This is a genomic window from Zoogloea sp., assembly GCF_041914405.1.
GTDB lineage: Bacteria > Pseudomonadota > Gammaproteobacteria > Burkholderiales > Rhodocyclaceae > Zoogloea.
The window spans coordinates 1-22,246 of record NZ_JAYSDK010000013.1 but is presented as its reverse complement, the minus strand read 5'-3'; the positions used below and the strand labels follow the sequence as shown (position 1 = coordinate 22,246).

23 protein-coding genes are annotated in these 22,246 nt (G+C 63.2%); 8 read left to right on the top strand and 15 right to left on the bottom strand.

All coding sequences use genetic code 11. From position 1 onward, the window contains the following. Window positions 1-66 precede the first annotated feature (66 nt). Window positions 67-819, top strand: coding sequence for a response regulator (locus ACE3RX_RS09875; RefSeq protein WP_374482863.1), 753 nt, complete (start codon window positions 67-69; stop codon window positions 817-819). 11 nt (window positions 820-830) lie between these two features. Here the strand turns inward: ACE3RX_RS09875 and mnmH are convergent, their stop codons facing one another. Next, complete coding sequence (gene mnmH, locus ACE3RX_RS09870; RefSeq protein ID WP_374482861.1) at window positions 831-1,892, bottom strand: tRNA 2-selenouridine(34) synthase MnmH; 1,062 nt, start codon at window positions 1,890-1,892, stop codon at window positions 831-833. Between the two features lie 32 nt (window positions 1,893-1,924). Here mnmH and selD point away from each other — a divergent pair, with 32 nt between their 5' ends. After that, entirely contained in the window at window positions 1,925-2,974 is a 1,050-nt protein-coding gene (gene selD, locus ACE3RX_RS09865; RefSeq protein ID WP_374482859.1) for a selenide, water dikinase SelD, read from the top strand. A gap of 167 nt (window positions 2,975-3,141) precedes the next feature. On the opposite strand, the gene ACE3RX_RS09860 is transcribed toward selD, so the two are convergent. Further along, window positions 3,142-4,656, bottom strand: a complete 1,515-nt coding sequence (locus tag ACE3RX_RS09860) for an acetyl-CoA hydrolase/transferase family protein (protein WP_374482856.1) — start codon at window positions 4,654-4,656, stop codon at window positions 3,142-3,144. A gap of 131 nt (window positions 4,657-4,787) precedes the next feature. On the opposite strand from ACE3RX_RS09860, the gene ACE3RX_RS09855 reads away from it, so the two are divergent. Next, entirely contained in the window at window positions 4,788-5,684 is an 897-nt protein-coding gene (locus tag ACE3RX_RS09855) for a LysR substrate-binding domain-containing protein (RefSeq protein ID WP_374482854.1), read from the top strand. Between the two features lie 45 nt (window positions 5,685-5,729). On the opposite strand, the gene ACE3RX_RS09850 is transcribed toward ACE3RX_RS09855, so the two are convergent. Continuing rightward, entirely contained in the window at window positions 5,730-6,407 is a 678-nt protein-coding gene (locus tag ACE3RX_RS09850; protein ID WP_374482852.1) for an alpha/beta hydrolase, read from the bottom strand. Window positions 6,408-6,576: 169 nt separating this feature from the next. Here ACE3RX_RS09850 and ACE3RX_RS09845 point away from each other — a divergent pair, with 169 nt between their 5' ends. Continuing rightward, a complete protein-coding gene (locus ACE3RX_RS09845) occupies window positions 6,577-8,487 on the top strand; it encodes a DUF294 nucleotidyltransferase-like domain-containing protein (protein ID WP_374482850.1) in 1,911 nt (636 codons plus the stop codon). Then, on the top strand, window positions 8,484-9,119 hold the full coding sequence (locus tag ACE3RX_RS09840) for a 3'-5' exonuclease (RefSeq protein WP_374482847.1): 636 nt from the start codon (window positions 8,484-8,486) through the stop codon (window positions 9,117-9,119). Before ACE3RX_RS09845 ends, ACE3RX_RS09840 begins: the two co-directional genes overlap by 4 nt. A gap of 4 nt (window positions 9,120-9,123) precedes the next feature. On the opposite strand, the gene ACE3RX_RS09835 is transcribed toward ACE3RX_RS09840, so the two are convergent. After that, window positions 9,124-10,035 (bottom strand): LysR family transcriptional regulator, encoded by a 912-nt coding sequence (locus ACE3RX_RS09835; RefSeq protein ID WP_374482845.1) that lies wholly within the window; start codon window positions 10,033-10,035, stop codon window positions 9,124-9,126. Between the two features lie 107 nt (window positions 10,036-10,142). Here ACE3RX_RS09835 and ACE3RX_RS09830 point away from each other — a divergent pair, with 107 nt between their 5' ends. After that, complete coding sequence (locus ACE3RX_RS09830) at window positions 10,143-10,907, top strand: sulfite exporter TauE/SafE family protein (RefSeq protein ID WP_374482843.1); 765 nt, start codon at window positions 10,143-10,145, stop codon at window positions 10,905-10,907. A gap of 35 nt (window positions 10,908-10,942) precedes the next feature. Here ACE3RX_RS09830 and ACE3RX_RS09825 read toward each other — a convergent pair whose 3' ends face one another. Both ACE3RX_RS09825 and orn read right to left on the bottom strand, forming a co-directional pair. Continuing rightward, a complete protein-coding gene (locus tag ACE3RX_RS09825) occupies window positions 10,943-11,092 on the bottom strand; it encodes a hypothetical protein (RefSeq protein WP_374482841.1) in 150 nt (49 codons plus the stop codon). Next, window positions 11,089-11,634, bottom strand: a complete 546-nt coding sequence (orn, locus tag ACE3RX_RS09820) for an oligoribonuclease (RefSeq protein ID WP_374482839.1) — start codon at window positions 11,632-11,634, stop codon at window positions 11,089-11,091. The genes ACE3RX_RS09825 and orn overlap by 4 nt, the downstream gene beginning before the upstream one ends. A gap of 93 nt (window positions 11,635-11,727) precedes the next feature. Between orn and ACE3RX_RS09815 the strand changes: the two genes are divergently transcribed. Together ACE3RX_RS09815 and rsgA are read left to right on the top strand one after the other, a co-directional pair. Further along, complete coding sequence (locus tag ACE3RX_RS09815; RefSeq protein WP_374482837.1) at window positions 11,728-12,981, top strand: M48 family metallopeptidase; 1,254 nt, start codon at window positions 11,728-11,730, stop codon at window positions 12,979-12,981. Next, window positions 12,978-13,871: a ribosome small subunit-dependent GTPase A gene (gene rsgA, locus ACE3RX_RS09810; RefSeq protein WP_374482835.1), complete on the top strand. Its 894-nt coding sequence runs from the start codon at window positions 12,978-12,980 to the stop codon at window positions 13,869-13,871. The genes ACE3RX_RS09815 and rsgA overlap by 4 nt, the downstream gene beginning before the upstream one ends. 7 nt (window positions 13,872-13,878) lie before the next feature. Here the strand turns inward: rsgA and ACE3RX_RS09805 are convergent, their stop codons facing one another. From ACE3RX_RS09805 to thrS, 9 genes are all read right to left on the bottom strand, one after another. Then, window positions 13,879-14,640, bottom strand: a complete 762-nt coding sequence (locus ACE3RX_RS09805; RefSeq protein ID WP_374482833.1) for a peptidase — start codon at window positions 14,638-14,640, stop codon at window positions 13,879-13,881. 73 nt (window positions 14,641-14,713) lie between these two features. Next, window positions 14,714-15,091 (bottom strand): MerR family transcriptional regulator, encoded by a 378-nt coding sequence (locus tag ACE3RX_RS09800; protein WP_374482831.1) that lies wholly within the window; start codon window positions 15,089-15,091, stop codon window positions 14,714-14,716. Next, on the bottom strand, window positions 15,078-15,383 hold the full coding sequence (locus ACE3RX_RS09795) for an integration host factor subunit alpha (protein WP_173862649.1): 306 nt from the start codon (window positions 15,381-15,383) through the stop codon (window positions 15,078-15,080). The genes ACE3RX_RS09800 and ACE3RX_RS09795 overlap by 14 nt, the downstream gene beginning before the upstream one ends. 6 nt (window positions 15,384-15,389) lie before the next feature. Beyond that, window positions 15,390-17,768: a phenylalanine--tRNA ligase subunit beta gene (pheT, locus tag ACE3RX_RS09790; RefSeq protein WP_374482828.1), complete on the bottom strand. Its 2,379-nt coding sequence runs from the start codon at window positions 17,766-17,768 to the stop codon at window positions 15,390-15,392. A 3-nt stretch (window positions 17,769-17,771) separates the two neighbouring features. Next, window positions 17,772-18,803, bottom strand: coding sequence for a phenylalanine--tRNA ligase subunit alpha (gene pheS, locus ACE3RX_RS09785; protein WP_374482826.1), 1,032 nt, complete (start codon window positions 18,801-18,803; stop codon window positions 17,772-17,774). A 71-nt stretch (window positions 18,804-18,874) separates the two neighbouring features. Next, window positions 18,875-19,234 (bottom strand): 50S ribosomal protein L20, encoded by a 360-nt coding sequence (gene rplT / locus ACE3RX_RS09780; RefSeq protein WP_079434014.1) that lies wholly within the window; start codon window positions 19,232-19,234, stop codon window positions 18,875-18,877. 14 nt (window positions 19,235-19,248) lie between these two features. Continuing rightward, complete coding sequence (rpmI, locus tag ACE3RX_RS09775) at window positions 19,249-19,446, bottom strand: 50S ribosomal protein L35 (protein ID WP_347248233.1); 198 nt, start codon at window positions 19,444-19,446, stop codon at window positions 19,249-19,251. A 130-nt stretch (window positions 19,447-19,576) separates the two neighbouring features. Next, window positions 19,577-20,098 (bottom strand): translation initiation factor IF-3, encoded by a 522-nt coding sequence (infC, locus tag ACE3RX_RS09770; protein WP_374483031.1) that lies wholly within the window; start codon window positions 20,096-20,098, stop codon window positions 19,577-19,579. Window positions 20,099-20,126: 28 nt separating this feature from the next. Continuing rightward, a complete protein-coding gene (gene thrS, locus ACE3RX_RS09765; RefSeq protein WP_374482823.1) occupies window positions 20,127-22,043 on the bottom strand; it encodes a threonine--tRNA ligase in 1,917 nt (638 codons plus the stop codon). Window positions 22,044-22,246 lie beyond the last annotated feature (203 nt).

Sequence of the window (22,246 nt, the reverse complement as noted above, 5' to 3'; positions counted from 1 at the left end):
TTCCGCGACGCCCCACCGGGGCTTTCACAACAATAACGCGGACCCGGCCACCGGGAGAAAAATCCGATGAACGAGACAAGCCAAGACATTTCGCCGACGCCCCGCCTGACGGGTATCTCGGTTCTCGCCGCTGACGACGACGAAATCAACCAGATCGTGCTGGACGACGTCCTGCGCTACGAAGGTGCGCGCGTGGAGATCGTCGATAACGGCCGCGCGGCCGTCGAACGCATCACCACCGCCGGCCCAACCGCCTTTCAACTGGTGCTGATGGATATCCAGATGCCGGAGATGAACGGCTACGAAGCCGCACGTCTCATCCATGCTCAAGCGCCGGATCTGCCCATCATCGGCCAGACGGCCAATTCGGGCGCAGATGAGCAGGCCCGTTGCCGTGCCTCCGGCATGGCGGCCCAGATCAGCAAACCCATCGACCCGGAAGCCCTGGTCGAGTTGATCCGCAAATACACCCTGGCGCGCCAGGGCGGAACCATAGACTGGAAAGCACTGGATGCACGCTTCCCCGGAAAGGCCGACTTCATCCGTCGCCTGCTCGGCGTGTTCATCCAGAGTCAGACTCCGACCGTCGCCGCCCTGCGGGCAGCGGCGAACGCGGGAAACATCGACGCCATCGCCCCTATCGCGCATCCGCTCAAGAGCTCGTCCGGCAACATTATGGCCAATGGGCTGATGGCCCTGGCCCTTCGTACCGAGCAGGCGTCCCGCCAATCCCAGCCCGAGGCCCTGCCCCTCGCCGAAGAACTGGCGACCGCCCTGGAAGCGACGCTGGCTGAAGTTGCCCGCCGCCTGGAGTCCTGACGCGATCGCCCCTACGGGTTGGACTTCTCCTGCAGTTTCCCGGCAACCTCCTCCAAGGTCACTGCATCCAGCGCCTCGACGAACAGAGTACGGGCCTGATCCGCGCGCCGATACAGCCCCGCTCCACCACGTCGATAGGCTGGGTCGTAGTGCTCGACCACCAGCCTATCGGCCAGATTCCGCCAATCGCAGGCATCCACCATGGCATGCCACTCGGCCACCTTTTGGTGTCCGTGCTGGGCCGCCAAGCGGGACAGCTTGGCGTTGAAATCCAGGGGGTCGGCAATCAGCCCGGCATAACGCTCGAGCAGGTGATCCACCCGCGCCGCCAGCGAAGTCTCCACGCGCACGCAATCGCCATCGCGCAGACGCTCGAACAGCTCCCCTGGAACATGCAGGCGGCCAACCCGCCTGCTTTCCGATTCGGCCCACACCGGCCGCGCCGGATCGAAGGTCCGCAGCTTCTCCCACAGGGCCGTCTCAAAGGCCTTCTGGCCCGGCTGCTCGCTATTCGGCTCGCTGCCGAGCACCGAGCCCTTGTGGTTGGCCAAGGCCTCCAGATCGAGAACCTGCTCCCCCTTCGCCGCCAGCGCCTCCAGCAATGCCGTCTTGCCGCTGCCGGTCGGACCGCACAGGATGCGGAAACCCAACCGCCCGGGGAGACTCTCCAGATCTTCCAGTACACGCAAACGGAAGCTCTTGTAGCCACCCTCGAGGCGCCGAGCGGCCCAGCCGACCTGCCCCAGCACCAACGTCATGGCACCACTGCGCTGGCCACCGCGCCAACAGTAAATCAGAGGTTTCCAGCCCTTCGGCTTATTGAGAAAATGCGTCTCGATGTGCCGCGCTATATTGCGCGACACCAGTGCCGCCCCCACCTTCCGCGCCTCGAAGGGCGAAACCTGCTTGTAGAGCGTGCCGACACGGGCCCGCTCCTCGTCATCCAAAACCGGGCAATTGATCGCCCCGGGAATATGGTCTTCGGCGTACTCGGCCGGCGAGCGGACGTCGATGATCTCGTCGAACTCTTCGAGCCGATCGAGGCTGGCGGAAAATGGGGCTGGATGGGACACGTTGGAAACACTGGAAAAGACAGGAAACAGAGATGACCGAAGCCCCCCTGCGACTCACCGAATTGTCTCACGGCGGCGGATGCGGCTGCAAAATCGCCCCCGCCGTGCTGACCGAGATGCTCGCCCACATGCCGGCAGCCCAGCCCTTTGCCAACCTGCTGGTCGGCACCGAAACGGCTGACGACGCCGCGGTATGGCGCCTCAACGACGAGCAGGCGCTCATCGCCACCACCGACTTCTTCATGCCAATCGTGGACGATCCGTACGACTTCGGACGTATCGCCGCCACCAACGCGCTGTCCGACGTCTACGCGATGGGTGGCACGCCGATCATGGCTTTGGCCATCGTCGGCATGCCGGTGAACAAACTGCCGCTGGCCGCCATCGGCCGCATCCTCGAAGGCGGCGCGGCGGTCTGCGCGGATGCCGGCATTCCGGTTGCGGGTGGCCACAGCATCGACTCGCCAGAACCGATCTACGGCCTTGTCGCCCTGGGCATCGCGCATCCGGACGTAATCAAGCGCAACCGGGACGCGCGCGAGGGCGACGTACTGGTCCTGGGCAAGCCCCTCGGCGTCGGCATCCTCGGTTCGGCGATGAAGAAGGGCGTGCTTGACGCCGACGGCTACGCTCAGATGGTCGCCACTACCACTCGCCTCAACAAGGTCGGCCCGGCACTGGCCAAGCAGCCCGGCGTGCACGCACTGACCGACGTCACCGGATTCGGCTTGCTCGGCCACCTGCTGGAGGTGTGCCGCGGAGCCTGCCTTGGCGCGACGGTGGAAGCCAATGCCCTACCGGTGATGCCCGCGGCGATCCCATTCGCCAAACAGGGCATCGGCCCTGGCGCCATTGCCCGCAACCTGGCGAGCTGTGGCGACGACGTGCTGTTTGCTGACGGCGTGGAGGAATGGCAACGCAGCGTGCTAGCCGACGCACAGACCAGCGGCGGCCTGCTGGTGGCCTGCTCGCCGGATACCGTCGATACGGTGCTCGCGACTTTCCGTGACGGCGGCTTTACCGAGGCAGCGGTCATCGGAAAAATGCATGCCGGCCCCGCAAAGGTTCATGTAGAGAAGTAGAAACGCAAAAAACCAACACCGCATTCCGCGGGGAGAGGGACGCGGAATGCGGGCTGGCCTTGGGGGAGATGCAGGCGGTACTACCTGGACTTCGGATCGAAGGGCATTATCGACTGCCGAAGGAGCCGGGAGCGCGGCCTGCGCGCGCTCCGGTTTGGGATAAACGATTAAGCGAAAGCCGGCTCCGGCTGCTTGTCGAGCATCGAACCGCTCTGCTCGTAGCGCAGGTGCCAGGCGAAGGCCTCCTGCAACAGGTGCGGCGTGTGGCCGCCGCGCTTGGTGGCGCGCAGGAAGTAGTCGCGCAGCGCGTCGCGGTACAGAGGGTCGGTGCAATTATCGATGATCTGGCGGGCCCGCTCGCGGGGTGCCAGACCACGCAGGTCGGCCAGGCCGTGCTCGGTGACGATGATGTCGGTGTCGTGCTCTGTGTGATCCACGTGGGACACCATCGGGACGACGCTGGAGATCTTGCCGTCCTTGGCAATCGACTTGGTAACGAACACCGACAGGTGCGCGTTGCGGGCAAAGTCGCCGGAGCCGCCGATGCCGTTCATCATGTGCGTGCCGCCCACGTGGGTGGAGTTCACGTTGCCGTAGATGTCGCACTCCAGCGCCGTGTTGATGGTGATCAGGCCCAGGCGGCGGATGACTTCCGGATGGTTGCTGATCTCCTGCGGACGCAGCACCAGGCGCCGCTTGTAGCGCTCGATGTCGCCCAGCACGCGCTCGTAGGCGCTCTTCGACAGGGTGATGCTGGAGGCCGAGGCAAAGGTCAAGCGGCCATCGTCGAGGAGCTCGACGGTGCTGTCCTGCAGCACTTCGGAATACATCTTGAGGTCGCGGAACGGGGAATCCAGCATGCCGTGCAGCACCGCATTGGCGATGGTGCCGATACCGGCCTGCAGCGGCTGCAGGGACGGCGACAGGCGGCCGGCCTTCACCTCGTGGTACAGGAACTCGTTCAGGTGGCCGGCAATGGCGTTGGTCTCGTTATCCGGCGGCAGCACGTTGGACGGGCTGTCGGCCTTCTCGGTTAGCACGATGGCAACGATCTTCTCGGGATCGACCGGGATGTAGGGCAGGCCGATGCGCTGCTCCGGGGAGATCAGTGGGATCGGCAGGCGGTGCGGGCGGTAGGTCGGGATGTAGATGTCGTGCAGGCCTTCGAGGCCTTCCGGCATCTTCACGTTGATCTCGACGATGATCTTCTTGGCCAGCACCGCGAAGCTGGCAGAGTTGCCCACCGAGGTGGTCGGCACAATACCGCCGTTCTCGGTGATGGCGGTCGCCTCGACGACGGCGATATCCACTGGCGCGATCTGACCGGAGCGCAGTTGCTCGACGGTCTCGGACAGGTGCTGATCGATGAAGGCGACCTCGCCGGCGTTGATCTTGCGGCGCAGGGTCGGATCGGACTGGAACGGAATGCGACGAGCGATGACGTTGGTTTCCGTCAGGATCTTGTCGATATCGTTGCCCAGGGACGCGCCGGTCATCAGGGTGATTTTCAGCGGCTCGCGGGTGGCACGCTCGGCCAGCGCAAAGGGCACCGCCTTGCAGTCGCCGGCGCGGGTGAAGCCACTCATGCCGACAGTCATGCCGTCCTTGAACAACAGGGCGGCCTCTTCCGGCGACATGATGCGCTCTCGCAGGCGCTGCAGGCGAATACGGTCCATCGACATACTTATTTCTCCGATCCTTCTAATCTTGTTGGGCTCGCCTCGACGGGCAAGTTCGCGTGGAAGTATAGAAGTCGGAAATAAGTCATTGGATGACTTAAACTACTTGATGAAAGTCGTTTTTTTCATGGCCCATGGACCTGCGCGCGCTCCGCTATTTCATCGAAACCGTTCGCCAGAACAGCTTCACGCTGGCCGCCGAGAAGCTCCACGTCACCCAATCGACGGTCAGCAAGATGATCCGCCAGCTGGAAGACGAGATCGGACAGCCGCTGCTCAGCCGCGAGGGGCGTCAGCTGCGTCTTACCGACGTGGGGCGCATCCTGTTTGCGCGCGGTCAGGAAGCCCTCGGCGTGATGCAGGAACTGTCCCGCGAAGTCGCCGACCTGACCGCTCTCACCCGCGGCGAGCTGACCGTGGGCATGCCGCCGATGATCAACCTGCTGTTCTCGCCGGTGGTGAAGGCCTTCTGCGAGCGCTATCCCGGACTACGCCTGACCCTGCAGGAAAACGGCGGCCAGGTGATCGAACAGCAGGTGGCGAGCGGCGAGTTGGAGGTCGGCGTCACCATCCTTCCGGCTGACCCGGCTCTGGAACTGGCCAGCCGTCATTACGGGCGCTATCCGATCCTGGTCGTCGGGCCACGCCACGCCCCTTGGGCGCAGAGCCCCGAAGTCGCCATCTCAGCGCTGCAAGACGAGCCGCTGGTACTGCTGCCCGACGATTTCTCCCTGACCCGTCGCCTGCGCGCCGCCTTCGACGAGGCCCGCCTGACCCCGCGCGTCGCGGCACAGAGCGGGCAGTGGGATTTCCTTGTGGCGATGGCCGCAGCCGGCCTCGGCACGACCTTCCTGCCGGCACCGCTGCTGGCCCGCCTCAATGTAGGTGACGAACTGGCGGTGCGACCGCTCGCCGCCCCCGGCATCGACTGGGACGTGGCACTGATCTGGAAGCCTCGCCGCTATCTGTCCCACGCTGCACGAGCGTGGCTGGCGGTCTGCGAAGAAGTGCTGGTGCCATCGACACCGTGAGGCAAGATCACGACGACCCGGCGCTCTGCCAGGGGGGGGTAGCCGTCAGCCGCGCAACACCACAGCAAACCAGTTCTCGATATCCCTGACCTCCTCGAGGCACAGGCTGTGCTCCATGCCGTAGCCATGCCACTGGAGGGGGTAGCCCTCGGCGGTGAGCAAGTCTCCGGACCTTTTGCCAAAAGCGTAGGGAATCACCGGGTCGTGTTGACCGTGGGCCATGAAGATCGGCACATCCCGATTAGCCTCAGCGGCCTCTGCCGCCAGCGTATCAGCCAGCGGCACATACGTAGATAGCGCCAGGACGCCGGCCAGGCGCCGCGGATGGCGCAGGCCCGTGTGCAGCGCAATCGCCCCGCCCTGGGAGAAACCGGCCAGCACGATGCGTTCGTCGGGAATGCCACGGGCGTTCTCGTGGGCGATCAGCGCCTCCACCTGGGCTGCCGACTCGAGCACGCCGGCTGGGTCTTCCCGCCGCTCGGAAAAGTCCATCGACACGATGTCGTACCATGCCCGCATGATGTAGCCAGCATTGATCGTCACCGCGCGCTCCGGCGCATGGGGAAAGACGAAGCGGGTCGGAGGCAGGCGGTCGATGTCGAACTCATTCACCACCGGCTCGAAGTCGTGGCCATCGGCACCAAGCCCATGCAGCCAGATCACCGCGTGGGTCGGATGGGAGGCCGTCGTGATCTCGACGGCGGGCAAAAGCGGAACAGTCATGATGTCTCCTGAGGATCGGGCTCGATTGTAGCCGGACCGACTCCCAGCCCTCCCACAACGGCCAGACGCCGCCGAGTGTGCAAAAGTAACTATTTATTGCGCAAGATCATGACTGAGGGCCTGGGGCGAGGTAGATTCATAGGCTTGATCCGTGCCTTGCGCCCTGCTTATGGTCACTACCGCTCCCGATACCCTGATCCGCACCAATCTCGACTTCCTGCGGCGCCATCCGCCTTTCGACCGGATGGAGCCAGAAGCATTGCATTTCCTTGGAGAACGCCTGGCCACGGCTTTCTACCCGGCGGACTCGGAAATCCTGATGCCGGAGGACGGTCCGCCGAGCTTCTTCTACATCGTGTATCGGGGCAAGGTGCAGGCCCGTCAGGTCGGGGGGGTTGCGGTCACCGAATATGCCACGCTGACACTGGGTCCCGGCGAAGGCTTTCCGATTGGTGCAATCTCGGCAGGACGGCCGTCCACCAACGGCTACATCGCGGTGGAAGACAGCTACTGCTTCCAGTTGCCGGCCGCCGACTTCCTGCACCTGCAGGAGATCAGCCCGAGCTTCCAACTGTTCTGCACGCGCTACATTGCCAGCCTGCTCAACCAATCGCGGGAACAGTTGCAGATCCAGTTCTCCCAGCGGGCCGCCGAGCAGCAGACGATGACCACGCCACTCTCCAGCCTGGTCAAGAAGGCACCGGTCTTCGTTGCACCAGAGCTCAGCACCCGCACCGCCCTTGAGAAGATGGTGGAAGCCGGTGTCGGCTGCCTGGCCGTTGCTGGCGAAGACGACAAACCTGTCGGCGTGTTGACCCAAAGCGACATCCTGAAGCGCATCGTGCTGCCCGGCTTTGACCTGACCCGGCCGATCGCCGACGTGATGACTGCTCCGCCCCACACCCTGGGCAGCAACGCGAGTGCCTACGATGCTGCTCTAGAGATGGCTACCCACGGCGTACGCCACATCCTGGTGGTGGACACCGAAGGCACACTGAAAGGCGTGATCTCCGAACGCGACCTGTTCGCACTGCAACGCATCGGCCTGCGCCAGATCCGTTCCAGCATCGAGAGCGCGGCAAACGTACAGACGCTTCAACAGGCCAGCCAGGACATCCGCCAGTTGGCCCTCAATCTGCTTGCTCAAGGCATCGGCGCCGAGCAGCTGACCCAGTTCATCTCAGCCCTCAACGACGCCCTGACGCGCCGCATCATCGAACTCAACCTGGACCGTCACGACCTCTACGGCGTCGAATACGCCTGGCTGGCCTTCGGCTCCGAGGGACGCCACGAGCAGACCCTGTCCACCGACCAGGACAACGGGATCATCTACGTGCTGCCCGAGTGGGCTGACAAGGAGCCCCTCAAGCTGCGCCTGCTGGAGTTCGCCCGCGACGTCAATAATGACCTGGCGAGCTGCGGCTTTCCGCTGTGCACCGGCAACATCATGGCCAGCAACCCGGACCTCTGCCTGACCATCGACGAATGGCGGGAGCGCTTCGGCACCTGGATTCGCGAACCCCACCCGGAAGCCTTGCTCAACGCCACCATTTTCTTCGACTTCCGCGTGCTGCTCGGCGATGAGAAACTGGCCTACAAGCTGCGCCACTGGCTGCTGTCGATGACCGGCGGAAATCCGGCCTTCCTGAAGGCCATGGCCACCAATGCACTGGACGTCTCGCCGCCGCTGGGCAAGATCCGCGACTTCGTCACCGACGACGACCCCAAGTATCCGGGCACCATCGACCTGAAGAAATTCGGCGCCCGCCTGTTCGTCGACGCCGCCCGCGTGCTGGCCCTGCGCACCGGCGTCGAGGCCACGAGCACCGTACAGCGCCTGCGCCAGGGTGGCGGCCGGATTGGCATGCCGGCGGAAGAGCTCTCCGCGATGGCCGACGGCTTCCACTTCATCCAGTTGCTGCGCCTGCGCCACCAGCACCTCGACACCGACCATGGAGCACCAGGCGACAACCGGGTCAAGCCTGACGACCTCAACGAACTGGACCGGCGCATCCTCAAGGAAGCCTTCCGCCAGGCCCGCAAGATCCAACTACGCCTCAAGCTGGACTACCAAATATGAGCTGGCTTTCCCGACTCCTGCCCGGCAGCGGACCGGACCTCAGTCCCGAACAACAGGCCAGCCTTGCCGCGATCACGACCCGCCCTGCCCCAGACCTGGGGCGCAGCCACTTCGAGACGCGCTACGTCGTCATCAATGCCGAAAGCCGCCCGATGGACGGCGGCGGCCAGCGCCTGGTCGGAGTGGGCGCCGTAGCAATCAACCGGGGGCTTCTGCATCCGGCCGAAAGCTTCCGGGCGGAACTGGGCACAGCACCCGCCGATGCACTGCTGGGACTGCTGCACTTCGTCGCGCGCGCGCCGCTGGTGGTATACAACGCACCGTTCAACCAGGGCATTCTGGAACGGGGTTTCGAGCAGAACCTGGGCAATGTGCCGACGCTGGAGTGGCTGGACCTGATGGTGATCATGCCAAGCCTGTACCCCGAGCGGATCGCTGGCCAGGCCCGCATGGATGCCTGGCTGGGCGCCTTCGGCATCGAGCGGCTGGACCGCCAGGACGCGGTACTGGAAGCCCTCGCCGTGGCCCAACTCCACCAGGTGGCGCTGGCCCGCGCCAAGGCCCAGGGGCTCAATACGCCACAGGACCTGCTTGAAAGCCAGACCAGCCGCAAGTGGCTGCGCGGTAGCTGAACGACTATTCCGACGCGACCAGGGCCTGCCGCCAGCGCTCCTCGCACAAGACCGCAAAGCGTCGGGCCAGCGGTGACGGGGCCAGCGGCAGCAGGATCGCTGCGTCGGCGGTCGCGTCGCTGTCATCAAGCAGCCGCACCTGAGCGCCGGCGGGAACCAGCGTGGCCATACACTCCGGGATCACCGCGACGCCGAAGCCAGCCCCCACCAGGCTCAGCATCGAGGTTTTGCGGGAGATGACATTACCCATCCGCGGCACGAAGCCCCGCTGCAGGCAGAGGTCCGTCATCCGCCGGGCCAGCCCGCCGCGCTCCCGATGCACCGCCGAAACAAAGGGCACCTCGGCCAGATCCGCGAGCCGGAGGCTTTGCCGATCGGCAAGAGGATGAGCGGCGGGGATCGCAACGACCAACCGCTCCCTCGCCAGTGGAATGAACTGCACGGCTGGATCCCTGCGCAACACCGGCATCCGCGCCACACCTATGTCGGCACGGCCGGCGGCGATCTCGGCCACCTGCACCTCCGACGAAACCCGATCCAGATCCACCCGTGCCGCGGGTGCCACCTTCGCAAACGCCTGCAAGCTGTCCAGCAGCGGACCGCCGATGGGGATCGAGCTCGAATGCAACAACCGCAACACGCCCGACTCCCCGCGGGCCAGGCAGCGCGCATCCTCCGCAGCTTCATCGATGGCCTGGGCAACGTCTCCGATACGTTCGCGGAACAGCGTGCCAGCCGGCGTGAGACTCACGCCCCGCGCCTCGCGGACGAACAGCGGGAAACCCAGCTCCTCCTCCATCAGTGCGATCTGCCGGCTGAGCGCCGGTTGCGCCACGAAGAGCCCGGCGGCGGCCTGGGAGAGATTGCCGGTTTCGGCAACGGCGAGAAAGTAGCGTATCTGACGCAGGCTAAGCATTCCAAAAAATCATAGCTTGAGAAAAAAACTGATATTGGCGTTATACCTCGGCCGATTCCAGAATTCCATGCACATCGACTCCGCACACACCGATCATGGAAAACTGGATGCCCGCCCTGCTCTTCAGCACCACCGATATTTCCGCCCTGGCTGCGGCCTTCGCGATTCTGGTCGTCGCCTACGCCATCTTTTCGCTGCTCGGCTTCGGCTCCGCACTCATTGCGAGCACGCCGATGGCCTGGGTGATGCCAGTCAGCCGCGTCGTGCCCCTGCTGGCCCTGCTCGACGCGGTCGGGTCGCTGCAAAGGGGCTACCAGGCCCGTCGCCTCATCGACCGGAGCAGCCTGGGACGCCTGGTGCCCGGCATGCTGGCCGGCCAGTTGGTCGGCGTGAGCCTGCTGGCCCATCTGCCGCTGGACATCCTGGCGATGCTGCTCGGCCTCTTTGTGGCCGGCTACGGCCTGCGCGAACTGCGCGGACGTCGCGGATCTGCGACGCCTGGACAAGGTGCTGCCTGGCTGTACGGAGCATTCGGGGGAGTATTGGGCGGGCTTTTCGGCAGCGGCGGCTTCGTCTATGCCACTTACCTGCAGGCCCACCTGCCCGGACGGGAAGCCTATCGGGCCACCCAGGCGGTCATGATCGCCCTGTCCACAGGCTGGCGGATCGCCCTGTGCGTAGCCGCTGGCCTCATCGAAGAACGCCTGCTGCTCACCGCGCTGGCGCTGCTGCCGGCCGCTTACCTGGGCATGGCGCTGGGCCGGCATGTGGACCAACGCCTGAGCGGAGCGGGCTTTACCAGACTGCTGAACCTGTTCCTGGTCGCCTCCGGCCTGGCCTTGATCGGCAGAGGCGTGCGGCAGGTTCTGTAAGTGAAGACTCCCTCGGCACCACTTCGGGAGTTCAATCAACCATAGACCTTGCACATCAGCGGCGAGGCCACTCGCGGAGTGACATAGCCAAGCGCAAAGAAGAACGCGCACAGCAGCAACAACCCGAGCACGCGCCGCCGGTTGCGGCGCCACCAGTCGGCGAGGGCTCGGGTCAGAGCACTCATACCTTCAGGAAGTTGTCCCGGTAGTAGCGCAGCTCGGCAATCGACTCGTGAATGTCGGCCAGGGCCTGGTGGGCGCCCTTCTTCTCGAGCCCCTTGTAGACATCCGGACGCCAGCGCCGGGCCAGCTCCTTGAGCGTGGATACGTCCAGGTTGCGGTAGTGGAACCAGTCCTCCAACTTAGGCATGTAGCGCGCCATGAAGCGGCGGTCCTGCCCGATGGAGTTGCCGCACATCGGCGAGGTGCGCGACGGGATGTACTGCCTCATGAACTCCAGGTAGATCGCCTCGGCTTCCGCTTCCCCAATGGTGGAGGCCTTCACCCGGTCGATCAGCCCGGAACGGCCGTGGGTGTTCTTGTTCCACTCGTCCATGCCATCAAGCACGGCGTCCGGCTGATGCACCGCGATGACCGGACCTTCCGCCACTACGTCGAGATTGCCGTTGGTGACGACCATCGCCATTTCGATGATGCGATCGCTGTCGGGATTCAGGCCGGTCATTTCCATGTCCAGCCAGATGAGGTGATTCTGGTCCTGTGCCATAATCGGCTCGCTTTTCGGTAAAGGCGCGATTTTACGCGCTTGCCGATTCCCGTCACGCCTTCCAGCGCCTTCCCCGGTGTCTTTTCCCGACCGATGACCTCCAGCAGCTTCACCGCCCTGTTCCTCTTTGCCCTTGGCGCCGGCCTGCTCACCCGTCTGTGGCTGGCCCAGCGGCAAATCCGCCACGTGGCCGGCCACCGGGCAGCCGTGCCGGCCGCCTTCGCGGCGAGCATCGCCCTCGACGCCCATCAAAAGGCGGCGGATTACACGGTCGCCCGGGTCAGGCTCGGCATCGTCGACCTGCTGATCTCCGCCGCCCTGCTGCTGGGGCTGACCATAGGCGGCGGCCTGCAGGCCTTGTTCGCGCTGAGCGCCGCGGTATTCACGCCGGCTACGCTACCACACGGCATGGCCTTCATCGCGGCGGTGGCATCCGTCTCCTGGCTGGTGGATCTACCCCTCACCGCATATCGCAGCTTCGTGCTCGAAGCCCGCTTCGGCTTCAACCGGCTGACTCCGGCGCTGTTCATCGCCGACGCGCTGAAAGGCATCGTGCTGTCTGCCGTCATCGGCCTGCCGCTGATCGCTTTCGTGCTGTGGCTGATGGCGGCCATGGGCCAGTTGTGGTGGGCGTACGTGTGGGCCTTCTGGCTGGGCTTCAATCTGCTCGTGCTGCTGGTCTACCCGACCTTCATCGCTCCGCTCTTCAACAAGTTCCAGCCCCTCGAAGACGGCCCGCTCAAGACCCGCATCGAAGGCCTGATGGAACGCTGCGGCTTCCGCCTGTCCGGGCTGTTCGTGATGGACGGCTCAAAGCGCTCGGCTCATGGCAATGCCTACTTCACGGGTTTCGGCGCCGCCAAACGGATCGTCTTCTTCGACACACTGCTGGAAAAGCTCGCCCCCACCGAAGTGGAAGCGGTGCTGGCCCACGAGCTCGGCCACTATCACCATCATCATCTGTGGAAGCGCCTCGCCGTCATCGGCGCCGGCAGCCTGATCTTCTTTGCGCTGCTTGGTCATCTCGCCGGCCAGGACTGGTTCTTCAATGGTCTGGGCATGCAAGAAAGCGGCACCGCCCCCACGCTGGTGCTGTTTGCGCTGGTGTTGCCGATCTTCACCTTCCCGCTGACCCCGCTGATGAGCATGTGGTCGCGGCGACACGAATTCCAGGCCGACGCCTATGCGGCCAGCCAGGCACCGGCCACCGAACTGATCAGCGCCTTGGTCAAGCTGTACCGGGACAACGCCTCGACCCTCACACCGGACCCGCTCTATTCCAGCGTCTACGACTCCCACCCGCCAGCGGCAATCCGCATCGCCCGCCTGCAGGGAGCCACGCGATGAAGGGCGTCGGCACGCTGATGGCGGCCTTCGGGCGGCAGTACGAAGTCCGTTCCGAAACGGGTGAGATCCTCCTGTGCGTACCGCGGGGCAAGAAGAGCCTGTTCGCCTGCGGCGACCGAGTGCAGTACGCAGCGACGGGTCCAGGCCAAGGCGTGATCGAAAAACTGATCGAGCGCAGCAGCCTGCTCTACCGTTCGGATGCCTGGCGCCAGAAGCTGATTGCCGCCAATGCGACCCAAGTCGTGCTGGTGGTGGCGACGGAACCCAGCTTTTCGGATGAATTCCTGTCCCGCTGCATCTGTGCCGCAGAAAGCCAGCATCTGAAGGTGCTGATCGTGCTGAACAAGACCGACCTGAGCGCCAACCTGGAGGCAGCCCGCACCCAGCTGGCACCCTTCGTCGCCCTGGGCTACCCGATGCTGGAATTGTCGGCGCTGAGTGACGTGGAGCTGCTGCGCGCTCGCCTGGTCGGTGAAACCAGCCTGCTGGTGGGGCAATCCGGCATGGGCAAGTCCACGCTGACCAATGCCCTGATCCCCGAAGCGCGGGCCGAAACCCGCGAGATCTCCGAAGTGCTGGATACCGGCAAGCACACCACCACCTTCGCCCGCCTCTACCCCCTGCCGGAGGGCGGTGGCATCATCGACAGCCCTGGCATGCAGACCTTCGGGCTGGTGCATCTCAGCGCCGAAGAGCTCGAAGAGAGTTTCCGGGAGTTTCGCCCCTACCGCGGCGAATGCCGTTTCCGTGATTGCCGCCACGATGCAGAGCCAGGCTGCGCGCTGCGCGAGGCCGCCGATGGCGGCAAGATCGATCCCCGGCGCCTGCGCCAGTTCCTGCAGTTCCGCAACGAATGCGAACAGGGCCGACGCATGGCCCAGGGGTGGTGAAGGCGGCTTAAGCGTCGCCCTTCGGGGCCGCTTCGCTGCCGAGCCAATCGGGGTTGGGGAGTTCGTCGAAGGCGTGGCCGAGGGCTTCGCTCCAACGGTTGCGGATCATCGCGAAATATTCGTTCTTCGCGTCGATGCTGACGTGGGACGAAATTTGCAACTCGTCAGTCTTGAGGATGGCGAGGTCGAGCGGCACGCCCACCGAGAGGTTCGAGCGAATCGTCGAATCCATCGAGATCAGCGCCAGCTTGGCCGCCTCGTCGAGGCTGGTCTGGCTCTTCACGACGCGATCGATGATCGGCTTGCCATACTTGGATTCACCGATCTGGAAATACGGCGTATCCGGCGTGGCCTCGATGAAGTTGCCGGCCGCGTAGATGTGGAACAGACGCGGCGCTTCCTTGCCGATCTGCCCGCCGAGAATCAACGCCGCAGTGAAATCGATGCCGAAGCTCTGGAGCGCTTCCGCATCGCGCCGGTGCACCTCGCGCAACGTGTCGCCCACGTGGCGCGCAGCCTCAAACATGTTCGGCACTGACCACAGGTTCTCCCGCCCGTCCTGGGCCGCCATCGCTTCGCGCAACATCGACACCAGTTGCTGAGTGATCGCCAGATTGCCCGAACTCATCAGGACCATCACCCGCTCGCCGGGACGCTGGAAGATGGACATCTTGCGGAAGGTGTTGATATGGTCGACGCCCGCGTTGGTACGGGAATCCGACAGGAAAACCATACCTGCATCGAGCAGCATGCTGACACAATAAGTCATGGGGAAAGTCCCAAGAAAAAGGCGGTCCTGACGGACCGCCGGGAGAGTTTATGCTGGTTTGGAGAGCAGTCGCTCAGCGACGCAATTCGTCGAGAATCGACTGAATCTCGGCGCGGATGCTGCCCAGTTGGCCGCGCAGGCCGGCAGCGGCTTCCACATCCTCCTGCTTGCGCGCGCCCGCCTCATCAAGCTTGTTGCGCGCGCCGGAAATGGTGAAGCCGTCCCGGTACAACAATTCGCGAATCCGACGAATCAGCAGCACTTCGTGATGCTGATAGTAGCGCCGGTTGCCGCCCCGCTTGACCGGCCGCAACTGGGTGAACTCCTGCTCCCAATATCGCAGCACATGGGGTTTGACCCCGCACAGGTCACTGACTTCACCGATGGTGAAGTAGCGCTTGGCGGGAATCGGCGGCAATTCGGCTATCGCCGGAACTTCACTTTGCGACATCGCTCAGTTGCTCCACATTGGCCTTGAGCTTCTGGCTGGCGTGGAAGGTCACCACGCGCCGGGCGGTGATGGGGATTTCTTCGCCAGTCTTGGGGTTGCGACCGGGACGCTGCGGCTTCTCGCGGAGCTGGAAGTTGCCGAAGCCAGAGAGCTTGACGCAATCCCCGCGCTCCAGCGCCAGGCGGATTTCCTCGAAGAAGCACTCGACCATGTCCTTGGCCTCGCGCTTGTTGAGCCCCACCTGTTCAAACAGCATGTCGGCGAGTTCCGCCTTGGTTAGTGTCATACCCATGATGACTCAAGCCCTCAGCTTCGCACCGAGGTTGTCCTCGGCGTGGCGGGTCAGGGCAGTCATCGCGGCATCCACTTCAGCGTCCTCCAGAGTCCGCTGAGTTTCTTGCATAACTACGCGGAAAGCAAGGCTTTTCCGGTTTGGCTCGATACCCTTGCCCTGGTACTGATCGAACAGTTCGATGCGCTGCACAATGACCGGCGCAACCTGCTGAAGGCCCTTCAACAGGCTTGCCGCCGTCACATTCTGTTCAACCACCAGAGCAAGGTCACGGGTCACCGCCGGGAAGCGGGACAATTCCTTGTAGGCTGGCGTCACCGTGCCGAGCAGCGCCTCGAGCTCGATCTCGAAAATCACCGGCGCCGTGCCCAGTTCATAGCGCTGCACCCAGATCGGATGTAGTTCACCGATGAAACCGATTTCCCGGCCATCCAGCAGCACACGTGCAGAACGTCCCGGATGCAGGGCCGGATGGGTGGCCCGCTCGAACTCGGCAACGCGCGGGAACAGCAGGGCTTCCAGGTCAGCCTTGACGTCGTAAAAATCGACATTGCGGTTGGACTCGCCCCATTGCTCGGCCTTGGCCAGGCCAGCGGCCAGCGCCGCAACACGCAGCGGCTGGTAGTAGCCCTCAACAGGCTTTCCGGCAGCGTCCTTCGCAAAGCAGCGGCCGATTTCGAAGACACGAACGCGGTTAGTCTGGCGCTTGCGGTTGGTTACCACATTGGACACAAGGCCGCCAATCAGGCTGGAGCGCATCACGCTCATCTGGCTGGCGATCGGGTTGGCCAGACGGACCGGATCAGCGTTGCCACTGAAGTCCTTTTCCCAAGCCTCTTCGACGAAGGCGAAGTTGATGACCTCCTGGTACTCACGGCCGGCGATCAGCCGGCGGACAGTCATCGTATCGCGTCGGGACTCCGGGCGCGGCAGCATGCTGATCGGGCCCTTCGGGGCGACGGTCGGGATGTTGTCGTAACCGTGCAGGCGCGCGATCTCCTCGATGAGGTCTTCCTCGATCTCCAGGTCAAAGCGGTAGGACGGCGGCGTGACGACAAAGTCTTCGCCTTCACGGGCAACCTGGAGATTCAGGCGGGTGAACATCTCGGCGACGTGGTCGGCGGTCAGCTGGATACCCAGCACCCGGCGCACACGGGCCGCGCGCAGGCGGATCGGTGCACGGGCAGGCAACTTGGCCACATCGACGACTTCGTTTACCGGACCGGCGGAACCACCGCAGATATCCAGAATCAGGCGGGTCGCCCGCTCGATGGCCTGACCCGCCAATGCGAAGTCGACGCCGCGCTCGAAGCGGTAGGACGCATCCGACGAGAAACCGTAGGCGCGTGCACGGCCGGCGATCGCATCCGGCGCGAAGAATGCGCTCTCCAGGAACAGATCGGTGGTTTCCAGCGTGATGCCGCTTTCCTCGCCGCCCATGATGCCGGCCAGCGCCAGTGCGCGGGACTCGTCGGCGATCAGCAGGGTGTCGGCCGCCGGCGTGATGGTCTGGCCGTTGAGCAGCAGCACCTGCTCGCCCGCCGTCGGGAAACGCACGTGGATGGCACCGTTCAGCTTGGCCTCGTCGAAGGCGTGCAGCGGCTGGCCCAACTCGAGCATCACGTAGTTGGTGACGTCAACCAGCGCGCTGATCGAGCGGATGCCGCTGCGGGCCAGGCGCTGCTTCATCCAGTCGGGCGTAGCGGCCTTGGCATCGACGCCGCGGATGATCCGGCCGGCGTAACGCGGGCAGGCTTCCGGCGCGTCGAGCACGATGGCGCGCACGGCGTCGTGGGCCGGCGCCACCGGCTCGCTTGCCGGCAGGCTGAGCGGCTTGCCGGTCAGCGCAGCCACTTCGCGGGCGATGCCGGTGAGGCTCAGGCAGTCGGCACGGTTCGGCGTCAGCTTGATGGTGAACAGGGTGTCGTTGAGGTCGAGGTATTCGCGCAGGTCGACTCCGACGGGCGCGTCTTCCGGCAGCACCAGCAACCCGTTGCTCTCCTCGGAGATGCCCAGTTCTTTGGCAGAACACAGCATGCCGAAGGATTCGACGCCGCGCAGCTTGGCCGCCTTGATGCCGAAACCGGCCAGGTCGGCGCCCACCAGCGCGCACGGGATCTTGATGCCAGCGGCCGCGTTGGGCGCGCCGCAGACGATCTGCAGCAACTCACCCTGCCCCGCGTCCACCTTGCAGACACGCAGCTTGTCAGCGTTGGGGTGTTTTTCGGCCTCGACGATCTGCGCGACCACCACCTTGGAAAACTGGGCGGCCACGCCGTCCTGCTCTTCCACTTCCAGCCCCGCCATCGTGAGCAAATGCCCAAGCGCATCCGAATCGAGGTCCGGACTGACGAAGCTGCGCAACCAGAGTTCTGAGAATTGCATGGCTTACCTGAATTGACCGAGGAAACGAAGATCGCCTTCGAAGAACAGGCGAAGGTCATTGACGCCATACCGCAGCATGGTCAGCCGGTCGGGCCCCATGCCGAAAGCAAAGCCGGTGTAACGCTCGGGGTCGATGCCACCGAAGCGCAAGACGTTGGGATGAACCATGCCGCAGCCCGCGATCTCCAGCCAGCGCCCCTTCAGCGCACCGCTCATGAAAGCCACGTCGATCTCGGCGGACGGCTCGGTGAACGGGAAGAAGGACGGACGGAAACGCACCTGCAGGTCGTCGCTCTCGAAGAAGCTGCGCAGGAAGTCGGCAACCACACCCTTCAGGTCGGCGAAGCTAACGTTTTCGCCAACCCAAAGGCCCTCGACCTGATGGAACATCGGGGAATGGGTGGCGTCGGAGTCGACGCGATACACACGGCCCGGCGCGATCACTCGCAGCTCGGGCATCGTGTCACGATCCTTGTAGGCCTCGACATGGGCCTGCATCGCGCGGATCTGGACCGGGCTGGTATGGGTGCGCAACAGCACTCCCTCACCATTTTCCAGGTAGAAGGTGTCGTGCATCGAACGGGCCGGATGATTAGCCGGGGTGTTTAATGCAGTGAAGTTGTAGAAGTCGGTCTCGATCTCCGGCCCTTCGGCCACATCGAAGCCGATGGAACGGAACAGTTGTTCGACACGCTCCAGCGTACGGACCACCGGATGGAGACCCCCGATGCCGGCGCCACGGCCAGGCAGGGTCACATCCAGCGCTTCGGCAGCCAATTGGGCTTCGAGTGCGGCCTGTTGCAGCGCATCGCGGCGTGCGTTGAGCTGCGCTTCAATGGCGGACTTGGCCTTGTTGATCTCGGCACCAGCCGTCTTGCGGGCTTCCGGATCGAGTTTGCCGAGGCCCTTCAGCAGTTCGGTAAGGGAACCGCCCTTGCCCAGGTAGCGCGCCTTGGCGGCCTCCAGGGCTGCTCCGTCCGCGGCGGCGGCGAAATCCACGCCCGCTTGCGCGACGAGTTGATCGAGTTGATCCATTTTTCCTGTCTTATCCCGGGTTCAGGACAAAAAAAAGGAGGCTAGGCCTCCTTTTTTCGTGCTGCGCAAGATTACGCAGCGAGCTTGGCCTTGGCTTGTTCGGCGAGCGCCGCAAAAGCGGGCTTGTCGAACACGGCCAGGTCGGCCAGAACCTTGCGGTCCACTTCGATGGAGGCCTTCTTCAGGCCGTTCATGAAGCGGCTGTAGGTCAGACCAACTTCACGGGCAGCCGCGTTGATACGGGCGATCCACAGGGCACGGAACTGACGCTTGCGCTGACGACGGTCACGGTAAGCGTACTGACCGGCCTTCATCACCGCCTGCTTGGCGATCCGATATACGTTCTTGCGACGGCCGCGATAGCCCTTGGCTTGATCGAGGACCTTCTTGTGACGTGCGCGAGCGGTTACACCGCGTTTAACTCGGGGCATTGCGTTCTCCTAAATCAAGCGTAAGGCATCATTGCGCGGATGGACTTTTCGTCCGAAGCATGCACGGCGGTCATGCCACGCAGCTGGCGCTTGCTCTTGGTGGTCTTCTTGGTCAGGATGTGGCGCTTGAACGCCTGCGAACGCTTGATGCTACCGGAAGCGCGGACTTTGAACCGCTTGGCGGCGCCGCTCTTGGTCTTCATCTTGGGCATGAAGTACTCCACTTATATCATGGTGCCAGGTGGCTTCCGACTTTCGGAAACGCTTCAACAACCCGTCACCACTTGTTCCGGCGGACTATGCTGCCCGCCGTACTTCGGAGCCCGAAGGCCCCGAAAATCCTTAGTGCTTCTTCTTCGGCGCAATGACCATGATCATCTGGCGCCCTTCCATCTTCGGCATTTGCTCGACCTGAGCGATTTCGTCTAGGTCGGCCTTGATGCGCTCAAGCTGGCGCATGCCGAACTCTTGGTGAGCCATTTCACGACCACGGAAACGGAGCGTCACCTTGGCCTTGTCACCATCGTTCAGGAACTTGATCAGGTTGCGCAGCTTGATCTGGTAGTCGTTCTCATCCGTACCCGGACGCAGCTTGACTTCCTTCACCTGAATCTGCTTCTGCTTCTGCTTGGCTTCGTGGGCACGCTTGGCTTCTTCGTACTTGTACTTACCGAAGTCCATCAAGCGGCACACGGGCGGCTTGGCCATCGGCGCGATCTCTACCAGATCGACACCCGCCTCTTCAGCCGCTTCGAGTGCAGCACGCAGAGAAACGATGCCAATTTGCTCACCGTCCTCACCCGTCAAGCGCACTTCCGGCACGCTAATTTCGCCGTTGATGCGCAGCTTCTTTTCCTGAGCGATGGTTCAAGTCTCCTATGAAAACAAAAAATCAGGCCGTGCCAGCAAACGAGGAAACCTCGTGCTGCCAACGCTCAACAACCGAATCTAGGGTCAGTTGACCGAGGTCTTGATTACCCCGGGCGCGCACGGCCACTACATTAGCTGCCTTTTCTTTGTCGCCCACGACAATGATGTACGGCAACTTACGCACGCTATGTTCGCGTATTTTATAAGTAATCTTCTCGTTGCGCAAATCGGCCTCTACACGGAAACCCCTTGCTCTCAGGCTTTTCACCACATCTGACACATAGTCCGCTTGCGCTTCCGAGATATTCAGAACAACAGCCTGCACTGGAGACAGCCACAGCGGCAAGGCACCAGCATGGTTCTCGATCAAAATACCAATGAAGCGCTCGAGCGACCCCAGGATCGCACGGTGCAGCATCACAGGGCGACGACGGGAATTGTCTTCCGCCACATATTCGGCATCCAGGCGCTCCGGCAGCACGAAATCAAGCTGCATCGTGCCGCACTGCCAGGACCGCCCCAGCGCATCCTTAACGTGGTACTCGATCTTCGGACCATAGAAGGCGCCCTCACCGGGCAGCTCCTCCCACTTGTGCCCGGACGCAGCAAGCGCCTCGCGCAAACCGCCTTCAGCCTTATCCCAAATCTCATCGCTACCCGCTCGCTTTTCAGGGCGCAGGGACAGCTTCACAGCCACATCGGTAAAGCCAAAATCCTTGTAAACACGAGACAGCAGCTCGTTGAAGGCGGTTACCTCAGCAACGATCTGATCTTCCGTACAGAAGATATGGGCATCGTCCTGCACAAAGCCACGCACCCGCATCAAGCCATGCAGCGCGCCGGAAGGTTCGTTGCGGTGGCAGGAGCCGAACTCGGCGAGACGGAGCGGCAGGTCGCGATAGGAATGCAGGCCGTGATTGTAGATCTGCACATGCCCCGGACAGTTCATCGGCTTGATTGCGTAGTCACGCTTCTCCGACTCGGTCGTGAACATGTTATCGCGGTAATTATCCCAATGCCCGGAGCGCTCCCACAGTTGGCGATCCATGACCAGCGGCGTCTTGACCTCCTGATAACCCGCTTCGGTCAGCACGCGACGCATGTACTGCTCGATCTGCTGCCACAGTGTCCAGCCGTTCGGGTGCCAGAACACCATACCCGGCGCCTCATCCTGCAGATGAAACAGATCAAGCTGCTTGCCAAGGCGACGATGATCCCGCTTCTCGGCCTCTTCCAGCATGTGCAGATAGGCCTCCTGGTCCTCCTTCTTGGCCCAGGCAGTGCCGTAGATGCGCTGCAGCATCTCGTTCTTCGAGTCGCCACGCCAGTAGGCACCCGCCACCTTCATCAGCTTGAATACCTTCAGCTTACCGGTAGACGGCACGTGCGGTCCGCGGCAAAGATCGGTGAAATCCCCTTCACGATAGAGAGAGACATCCTGATCCTCAGGGATCGACGCAATGATCTCAGCCTTGTAATGCTCGCCGATGGACTTGAAGTAAGCCACCGCTTCGTCGCGCGGCAACACACTGCGCTCGACAGGAATATCACGCTTAGCGAGCTCAACCATGCGCACCTCGATCGCCGCAAGATCTTCCGGCGTAAAGGGGCGCTTGTAGGAGAAGTCGTAATAAAAGCCGTTGTCGATCACCGGCCCGATGGTGACCTGAGCCTCAGGGAACAGCTCCTTGACCGCATAAGCTAGCAGATGGGCGGTCGAGTGACGAATGATCTCAAGGCCGTCAGCATCCTTATCGGTAACGATGGACAGCGAAACATCGGTCTCGATGAGGAATGAGGTATCGACCAATTTGCCTTCGATCTTGCCAGCAAGAGCTGCCTTGGCAAGGCCGGTACCGATCGACGCAGCAACCTGGGCTATGGTTACAGGCTGTTCGAAGCTGCGAACAGAACCGTCGGGCAAGGTGATGTTGGGCATGATGGCTCGCTCAAAGGAAAAATCTGGGCAAAAAAAAAGTGCGGCCGAGCCGCACTTTTTTCTCTACCGAAAAACGCCTTGCAGGCTGACTCGACATTACTTAGTCAAGAGCACTGCAAGTTCGAAACATTGCGTTTTCCTCTTAGGTGTTTGGTAGGCGCGATTGGACTCGAACCAACGACCCCCACCATGTCAAGGTGGTG

Excerpts from the sequence above, each read along its gene's own strand:
- ACE3RX_RS09875 (WP_374482863.1), top strand. The coding sequence starts at position 67 with ATGAACGAGACAAGCCAAGACATTTCGCCGACGCCCCGCCTGACGGGT.
- selD (WP_374482859.1), top strand. The coding sequence starts at position 1,925 with ATGACCGAAGCCCCCCTGCGACTCACCGAATTGTCTCACGGCGGCGGA.
- ACE3RX_RS09860 (WP_374482856.1), bottom strand. The coding sequence starts at position 4,656 with ATGTCGATGGACCGTATTCGCCTGCAGCGCCTGCGAGAGCGCATCATG.
- ACE3RX_RS09855 (WP_374482854.1), top strand. The coding sequence starts at position 4,788 with ATGGACCTGCGCGCGCTCCGCTATTTCATCGAAACCGTTCGCCAGAAC.
- ACE3RX_RS09850 (WP_374482852.1), bottom strand. The coding sequence starts at position 6,407 with ATGACTGTTCCGCTTTTGCCCGCCGTCGAGATCACGACGGCCTCCCAT.
- ACE3RX_RS09845 (WP_374482850.1), top strand. The coding sequence starts at position 6,577 with ATGGTCACTACCGCTCCCGATACCCTGATCCGCACCAATCTCGACTTC.
- ACE3RX_RS09840 (WP_374482847.1), top strand. The coding sequence starts at position 8,484 with ATGAGCTGGCTTTCCCGACTCCTGCCCGGCAGCGGACCGGACCTCAGT.
- ACE3RX_RS09835 (WP_374482845.1), bottom strand. The coding sequence starts at position 10,035 with ATGCTTAGCCTGCGTCAGATACGCTACTTTCTCGCCGTTGCCGAAACC.
- ACE3RX_RS09830 (WP_374482843.1), top strand. The coding sequence starts at position 10,143 with ATGCCCGCCCTGCTCTTCAGCACCACCGATATTTCCGCCCTGGCTGCG.
- ACE3RX_RS09825 (WP_374482841.1), bottom strand. The coding sequence starts at position 11,092 with ATGAGTGCTCTGACCCGAGCCCTCGCCGACTGGTGGCGCCGCAACCGG.
- orn (WP_374482839.1), bottom strand. The coding sequence starts at position 11,634 with ATGGCACAGGACCAGAATCACCTCATCTGGCTGGACATGGAAATGACC.
- ACE3RX_RS09815 (WP_374482837.1), top strand. The coding sequence starts at position 11,728 with ATGACCTCCAGCAGCTTCACCGCCCTGTTCCTCTTTGCCCTTGGCGCC.
- rsgA (WP_374482835.1), top strand. The coding sequence starts at position 12,978 with ATGAAGGGCGTCGGCACGCTGATGGCGGCCTTCGGGCGGCAGTACGAA.
- ACE3RX_RS09805 (WP_374482833.1), bottom strand. The coding sequence starts at position 14,640 with ATGACTTATTGTGTCAGCATGCTGCTCGATGCAGGTATGGTTTTCCTG.
- ACE3RX_RS09800 (WP_374482831.1), bottom strand. The coding sequence starts at position 15,091 with ATGTCGCAAAGTGAAGTTCCGGCGATAGCCGAATTGCCGCCGATTCCC.
- ACE3RX_RS09795 (WP_173862649.1), bottom strand. The coding sequence starts at position 15,383 with ATGGGTATGACACTAACCAAGGCGGAACTCGCCGACATGCTGTTTGAA.
- pheT (WP_374482828.1), bottom strand. The coding sequence starts at position 17,768 with ATGCAATTCTCAGAACTCTGGTTGCGCAGCTTCGTCAGTCCGGACCTC.
- pheS (WP_374482826.1), bottom strand. The coding sequence starts at position 18,803 with ATGGATCAACTCGATCAACTCGTCGCGCAAGCGGGCGTGGATTTCGCC.
- rplT (WP_079434014.1), bottom strand. The coding sequence starts at position 19,234 with ATGCCCCGAGTTAAACGCGGTGTAACCGCTCGCGCACGTCACAAGAAG.
- rpmI (WP_347248233.1), bottom strand. The coding sequence starts at position 19,446 with ATGCCCAAGATGAAGACCAAGAGCGGCGCCGCCAAGCGGTTCAAAGTC.
- thrS (WP_374482823.1), bottom strand. The coding sequence starts at position 22,043 with ATGCCCAACATCACCTTGCCCGACGGTTCTGTTCGCAGCTTCGAACAG.